The sequence below is a fragment of the Streptomyces sp. NPDC046716 genome (assembly GCF_040645755.1).
Classification (GTDB): domain Bacteria; phylum Actinomycetota; class Actinomycetes; order Streptomycetales; family Streptomycetaceae; genus Streptomyces.
Genome location: NZ_JBEYYU010000055.1, coordinates 53,454 through 60,005, shown reverse-complemented (window position 1 = coordinate 60,005; position 6,552 = coordinate 53,454). Strand labels below are relative to the sequence as shown.

At 71.8% G+C, this 6,552-nt stretch carries 7 protein-coding genes; 6 read left to right on the top strand and 1 reads right to left on the bottom strand.

Translation table 11 applies throughout. The features are described 5' to 3' along the window. Window positions 1-271: 271 nt before the first annotated feature. Genes ABZ930_RS32045 through ABZ930_RS32025 form a run of 5 tightly spaced genes read left to right on the top strand, consistent with a single transcriptional unit; the run spans window position 272 to window position 4,870 of the window. Complete coding sequence (locus tag ABZ930_RS32045) at window positions 272-562, top strand: hypothetical protein (protein WP_361555622.1); 291 nt, start codon at window positions 272-274, stop codon at window positions 560-562. A 43-nt stretch (window positions 563-605) separates the two neighbouring features. Next, entirely contained in the window at window positions 606-1,457 is an 852-nt protein-coding gene (locus ABZ930_RS32040; protein ID WP_361555620.1) for a hypothetical protein, read from the top strand. A gap of 16 nt (window positions 1,458-1,473) precedes the next feature. Beyond that, a complete protein-coding gene (locus tag ABZ930_RS32035; RefSeq protein WP_361555617.1) occupies window positions 1,474-3,405 on the top strand; it encodes a fumarate reductase/succinate dehydrogenase flavoprotein subunit in 1,932 nt (643 codons plus the stop codon). Continuing rightward, entirely contained in the window at window positions 3,402-4,184 is a 783-nt protein-coding gene (locus tag ABZ930_RS32030; protein ID WP_361555614.1) for a succinate dehydrogenase/fumarate reductase iron-sulfur subunit, read from the top strand. The genes ABZ930_RS32035 and ABZ930_RS32030 overlap by 4 nt, the downstream gene beginning before the upstream one ends. Then, a complete protein-coding gene (locus ABZ930_RS32025) occupies window positions 4,151-4,870 on the top strand; it encodes a phosphotransferase (RefSeq protein ID WP_361555611.1) in 720 nt (239 codons plus the stop codon). Before ABZ930_RS32030 ends, ABZ930_RS32025 begins: the two co-directional genes overlap by 34 nt. Window positions 4,871-4,888: 18 nt before the next feature. Here ABZ930_RS32025 and ABZ930_RS32020 read toward each other — a convergent pair whose 3' ends face one another. Further along, on the bottom strand, window positions 4,889-5,185 hold the full coding sequence (locus tag ABZ930_RS32020; RefSeq protein WP_361555608.1) for a hypothetical protein: 297 nt from the start codon (window positions 5,183-5,185) through the stop codon (window positions 4,889-4,891). A gap of 146 nt (window positions 5,186-5,331) precedes the next feature. Between ABZ930_RS32020 and ABZ930_RS32015 the strand changes: the two genes are divergently transcribed. Beyond that, complete coding sequence (locus ABZ930_RS32015; protein WP_361555605.1) at window positions 5,332-6,435, top strand: LacI family DNA-binding transcriptional regulator; 1,104 nt, start codon at window positions 5,332-5,334, stop codon at window positions 6,433-6,435. Window positions 6,436-6,552 lie beyond the last annotated feature (117 nt).

Sequence of the window (6,552 nt, the reverse complement as noted above, 5' to 3'; positions counted from 1 at the left end):
CCCCGCGCCCCTGAGATGCGCACTGCGTGCGGCATCTCATCGGGGAGGCTGCGCGGAGCGCATGCCTCAGGGGCGCGGGGAACTGCGCGAGAAGCCCCACCGGCCCGCGGACGAACGACGGGCCGGGACGGGCGGACCCGGCGTGAAAGAGGGGCGCGCATCATGGCGCGCCCCGGGAATCCGCCCCGCTCCCTTCACAAACCGCAATGTGACGCGCGACACTCGCAGGCGCATGAGCATCTCCGCCGCACCAGCGGAAGCGAGGCACATCATGTCCCTGAACGACGACCTGGCGGCAGCCACCCGCTGCCTGGACGACCTCACGCGCGCCGTCGGCCGCCTGGAACCCCAGCTCGGCGGGGGCCCGGACATCCGCCGCGTGCGGGCCGACGCCGACCATCTGCGCGAGAGCCTGGCCCTGCTGCGCGAAGCGGCCACGGCCAGGTACGAGAACCCGCGCCGCCCGGACCTCGTCCCGATCCCCGACACCCCGTACGACAGCACGCTGTGGACGGACTCGGACGACGAGGGACTCGGCGCACGGGACAGGCACGCCCCCTGACGCATCCCCGGTTACGCCCCTGACCCTTCGAGCGGAGGCTTCGTTGGCCACCGGCACCCAACCCTCCCGTACCGATCCCCCTCCCGAGACCGGAACCGGCACCGGCACCGGCGTCCGCGGCCGGACCCGGGCCGCGATCGCCGCGTCCCACCTGCGCACCGACCGCTGGTGGCTGGCCCCGGCGGCGACCGCCGCCGGCCTGTTCGCCTTCATCGTCTACTCGACGTGGCGGGCCTTCGCCAACGCCGACTACTACGCGGCCCCGTACGTGTCGCCGTTCTACTCGCCGTGCCTGGCGGAGAACTGCGAGACCATGCGGCACGGCCCCAACTGGGAACTCTTCGGCGGCTGGTGGGGCCTGTCCCCCGCCCTGCTGATCCTGATCTTCCCGCTGGGCTTCCGGCTGACCTGCTACTACTACCGCAAGGCCTACTACCGCGGCTTCTGGGCCTCGCCCCCGGCCTGCGCGGTGGCCGAGCCGCACAAGAAGTACACCGGCGAGACGCGCTTCCCGCTGATCCTGCAGAACATCCACCGGTACTTCTTCTACGCGGCCGTACTCGTCGCCTGCATCCTGACCTACGACACGGTCCTCTCATTCCGCGACGAGAACTACGCGTGGGGCCACATGGGCCTCGGCACCCTGATCTTCCTGCTCAACATCACGCTGATCTGGGCGTACACGATCTCCTGCCACTCGTGCCGGCACATCGTGGGCGGCCGGCTCAAGCACTTCTCGAAACACCCCGTGCGCTACCGCCTCTGGGGCTGGGTCGGCAAGCTGAACGCCCGTCACATGCTGCTCGCCTGGGCGTCTTTGATCAGCGTCGCGCTCGCCGATTTCTACGTGTACCTGCTCGCGTCCGGTGTCTTCGACGATCCGCGGTTCTTCTAATGGTGGGGGCCTTCTGATGTCTGTTGTCGAGCGGCAGCAGTGGGACGTCGTCGTGGTGGGCGCCGGCGGCGCGGGACTCCGGGCCGCCATCGAGGCACGGGAGCGCGGCGCGCGGACGGCGGTGATCTGCAAGTCCCTCTTCGGCAAGGCCCACACGGTGATGGCGGAGGGCGGCATCGCGGCCGCCATGGGCAATGTGAACTCAGGGGACGACTGGAAGGTCCACTTCCGCGACACGATGCGCGGCGGCAAGTTCCTCAACCAGTGGCGGATGGCGGAGCTGCACGCGCAGGAGGCCCCCGACCGCGTGTGGGAGCTGGAGACCTGGGGCGCCCTGTTCGACCGCACGAAGGACGGCCGGATCTCGCAGCGCAACTTCGGCGGCCACGAGTACCCGCGCCTCGCCCACGTCGGCGACCGTACGGGCCTGGAGCTGATCCGCACCCTCCAGCAGAAGATCGTCCAGCTCCAGCAGGAGGACTACCAGGAGACCGGGGACTACGAGTCGCGCCTGAAGGTCTTTCAGGAGTGCACCGTCACCAGGGTGTTGAAGGACGAGCAGGGGCGGGTGTCCGGCACCTTCTGCTACGAGCGCGAGAGCGGCCGGTTCTTCGTGCTCGAAGCCCCGGGCGTGGTCCTGGCGACCGGCGGCATCGGCAAGTCCTTCAAGGTGACGTCGAACTCGTGGGAGTACACGGGCGACGGGCACGCGCTGGCGCTGCTGGCCGGGGCGCCGCTGCTCAACATGGAGTTCGTGCAGTTCCATCCGACGGGCATGGTCTGGCCGCCGTCGGTCAAGGGCATCCTCGTCACGGAGTCGGTGCGCGGCGACGGCGGCGTGCTCAGGAACTCCGACGGCAAGCGGTTCATGTTCGACTACATCCCCGACGTCTTCAAGGAGAAGTACGCGGAGTCGGAGGCCGAGGGCGACCGCTGGTACGACGACCCCGACCACAACCGCCGCCCACCCGAACTGCTCCCCCGCGACGAGGTGGCTCGCGCCATCAACGCCGAGGTGAAGGCGGGCCGCGGCTCCCCGCACGGCGGTGTCTTCCTGGACGTCTCCACGCGGATGCCCGCCGACGTGATCCGGCGCCGGCTGCCGTCGATGTACCACCAGTTCAAGGAGCTGGCGGACGTCGACATCACGGCCGAGCCGATGGAGGTCGGCCCGACCTGCCACTACGTGATGGGCGGCATCGCCGTCGACTCGGACACGGCGGCGGCGCGCGGCGTGCCCGGTCTGTACGCGGCCGGAGAGGTCGCGGGCGGCATGCACGGCTCGAACCGGCTCGGCGGCAACTCGCTGTCCGACCTGCTGGTCTTCGGGCGGCGGGCCGGGCTGCACGCGGCCGCGCACGCCGCCGGCCTCGCCGCCCGCCCCGCGGTCGACGACATCCAGATCGACACGGCGGCGGCCGAGGCCCTGCGCCCCTTCTCCGCCGAGGGCCCGGAGGACGGCACGGTCCCCGAGAACCCGTACACGCTCCACCAGGAACTCCAGCGGACGATGAACGACCTGGTCGGCATCATCCGCCGCGAGGGCGAGATGGAGCAGGCGCTGCGCAAGCTGGCCGATCTGCGGCTGCGGGCCCGGCGGGCGGGCGTGGAAGGCCACCGGCAGTTCAATCCGGGCTGGCACCTCGCGCTCGACCTGCGCAACATGCTGCTGGTCAGCGAGTGCGTGGCGCGCGCCGCGCTGGAGCGCACCGAGTCGCGCGGCGGTCACACCCGCGAGGACCACGGGGCGATGGACCGGGCCTGGCGCCGGGTCAATCTGCTGTGCCAGCTCCGCGACCCCACGGACGGGTTGGCGGCGACCGATCCGGTGCGCGGCCAGATCAGCCTCGTACGGGAAGAGACCGAACCCATCCGCCCCGACCTGCTGGCCCTCTTCGAGAAGGAGGAGCTGGTCAAGTACCTGGCCGAAGAGGAGCTGTTCGAGTGAGCGCGACGACGTCGAGCGCGTACGACGCACATTTCCGGGTCTGGCGCGGGGACACCGGCGGCGGCGGTCTGGAGGACTTCGAGGTCGAGGTGAACGAGGGCGAGGTCGTCCTCGACATCATCCATCGGCTGCAGGCGACCCAGGCGCCCGATCTGGCGGTCCGCTGGAACTGCAAGGCGGGCAAGTGCGGTTCGTGCTCCGCCGAGATCAACGGGCGTCCCCGCCTGATGTGCATGACGCGCATGTCGGTCTTCGATCGCGCCGACACGATCACGGTGACCCCGCTGCGCGCCTTCCCCGTCGTCCGGGACCTGGTCACCGACGTCGGCTTCAACTACACGAAGGCGCGGGAGGTCCCGGCGTTCGTGCCGCCGGAGGATCTCGGGCCGGGCGAGTACCGGATGATGCAGGAGGACGTGGACCGCTCGCAGGAGTTCCGCAAGTGCATCGAGTGCTTCCTGTGCCAGGACACCTGCCATGTGGTGCGCGACCACGAGGAGAACAAGACGGCGTTCGCCGGCCCGCGCTTCCTGATGCGCGTCGCCGAGCTGGACATGCACCCGCTGGACGCGGCGTCCGACACCGGCCTCGACCGCAAGGCCACCGCCCAGGACGAGCACGGCCTCGGCTACTGCAACATCACCAAGTGCTGCACGGAGGTCTGCCCCGAGGGCATCAAGATCACGGACAATGCGCTGATTCCCCTGAAGGAAAGGGCGGTTGACCGCAAGTACGATCCGGTGGTGTGGCTGGGGAACAAGATCAGGCGGCGGTCGTAGCGGGCGGCGGCGAGGTGCGGGTGTCCGAACTGCCGCTGATCGGCTCCGGCCGCACCGCCGACGTCTACGCGCTCGACGACACCTGGGTGCTGCGCCGGTACCGCGAGGGGTGGGACACCCTGCGCGAGGCCGAGGTCATGGCGTACGTGCACGAGCACGGTTACCCGGCGCCGCGCGTCCGGTCCGGCGGCGCCGGGCTGCCGCCGGGCGATCTGGTCATCGAGCGCGTCGACGGGCCGACGCAGGCCGAGGCGGCGCTGCGCGGCGAGCTCGGCCCGGCCGAGGCAGGACACGAACTCGCGGCGCTTCTACGGACGTTGCATGCCGTTCCGCCGCGCCCCGCAGGGCAGGTGCTCCATCTCGATCTGCACCCAGAGAACGTCGTCCGTACCCCGCGCGGTCCCGTCGTCATCGACTGGGCCAACGCCGAGGAGGGGGCGCCCGCCCTGGACTGGGCGATGTCGGCGCTGATCCTCGCGGAGGTCGCCGTGGCCCCGGACCGGCCCGAGGCCGCGCCGGTCCGGGCGGTTCTCACCGCCCTGCTCACCGACCCGCCGCCCGGCCTGGACGGCGCCCTCGACGAGGCGCGTGCCCGGCGCGCCGCGAACCCGACGCTCGGCCCGGCGGAGAAGCGGCGGCTCGGGGCGGCGACTGAACTGGTCCGGGCGCGAGCGGCGGGGCGCTGAGCCGCCGCCGGGCCCCTCTCAGGTCTTCGGCGGGCGCTGCGCGGCCAGCGACAGGGCCAGGCCCGCCGCCAGGGGCACGGCGCCGATCAGGTTCAGCGTCGAGCCGTCGCCCCGCGACGCGAAGGCGACCGCCTGGACGGCGAGGAACAGCGCGAACATCAGCACGCACCAGCCCCACAGGTGCGGGCGCTGCACCGCTGCCTGCAGCCAGGGCAGCGGGATGTAACCACGGCTGAGCGTGAACACGCCCAGGCCGGCGCAGGCCAGGCCGAGGGCCGAGCACACGAGCAGGGCGACGAGGTCGAAGGTGTCCATGCCCGGTTAAGGAGCGGGGCCTGTCCCGGTCACGGCCCGCGCCCGCGCGGCGGGGCGACTCTTGCCCCGTCGCCCCCTCCCGGCCTAGGGTGAATGCGCTTTCATTTCGCTTTCCGTCACACTTCACGCACTCGGGGGACTACCCAATGAACGCAGCCCCCACGGTGTACGACGTCGCCGAGCGGTCCGGGGTCTCCATCGCCACCGTCTCGCGGGTCTACCGCAATCCCGACTCGGTCCGCGCCCAGACCCGTGAGCGGGTCCTGGCCAGCGCGCGCGAGCTCGGCTACGTACCCAGTGGCAACGCCCGCGGCCTCGCCAGCCGCTCCACCGGCGTCCTCGGCCTGTGCTTTCCCGACTACTCCGACCCGGACGCCGAGTCCGAGGCCGAGACGGGCGCCGGTGACGAGGCGGACGACGACGCCGCGATGCTCTACTCCGACCAGATCATCCGCGGCATGGAGCGCGCCGCGCGCCGGCACGGGTACGCGCTGCTGATCGCCGCGTCCCTCAAGGGCGGGCCGGAGAGTCAGCTGGCGAAGGTGGCGGGGCGCGTGGACGGGTTCGCGGTGCTGGCCCGGACCGTGCCGACCGAGGACCTGGACGTCATCTCGCGGCGGCAGCCGGTGGTGATGCTGGCCGGGCCGCGCGAGTCCGACGACCTCGATCACCTGGACCACATCGAGACGGCCAACGCCGACGGTCAGCGCGAGCTGACCCGGCACCTGATCGAGGACCACGGCCTGCGCCGCCTCGCCTACATCGGCGCCGAGGAGTCGCCCGATGTCGCCGCGCGGTTCCGGGGGCACGCCGAGGCGTGCCGGGCCGCCGGGGTGCCGGTGTCCGACGTGCCCGATCTGCGGGTCGCCATGATGACGCAGGCCGAGGGGGCGACGGCCACCGACGCCCTGCTCGACCGTCCCGGGCCTCGGCCCGAGGCCCTGCTCTTCGCCAACGACCAGATGGCGGTCGGCGCGCTGCACACGCTGGAGCGGCGGGGTGTGCGCGTGCCGGATGACATCGCTGTCACCGGGTTCGACGGGATCGCGCTGAGCCGGCTGGTGCGGCCTACGCTCACCACGGTGCGGCAGCCCATGCGGCGGATGGGCGAGGAGGCCGTGGAGCTTCTGGTGCGGCGGCTCACCGGGCAGCAGGGCCCGGAGCCGGTGTCGATGATGCTGCCGGTGTCTCCGACTCGGCGGGAGAGCTGTGGCTGCGGGCGCGCTGCCGCCGCGCCGGGCGCCTCCTGATAGACCGGCACCTGGGCGCGACCCGGCTGCACCGTTCCCCGCGCCCCTGGGCAGTTCTCCGTGTGCGGCCCGGCTACACCGTTCCCCGCACCTCTGGGTCGTCGGTCGCCCGCGGCC

What these genes read in the sequence shown, in the direction of transcription:
- ABZ930_RS32045 (WP_361555622.1), top strand. Translation starts at nt 272, where the DNA reads ATGTCCCTGAACGACGACCTGGCGGCAGCCACCCGCTGCCTGGACGAC.
- ABZ930_RS32035 (WP_361555617.1), top strand. Translation starts at nt 1,474, where the DNA reads ATGTCTGTTGTCGAGCGGCAGCAGTGGGACGTCGTCGTGGTGGGCGCC.
- ABZ930_RS32020 (WP_361555608.1), bottom strand. Translation starts at nt 5,185, where the DNA reads ATGGACACCTTCGACCTCGTCGCCCTGCTCGTGTGCTCGGCCCTCGGC.
- ABZ930_RS32015 (WP_361555605.1), top strand. Translation starts at nt 5,332, where the DNA reads ATGAACGCAGCCCCCACGGTGTACGACGTCGCCGAGCGGTCCGGGGTC.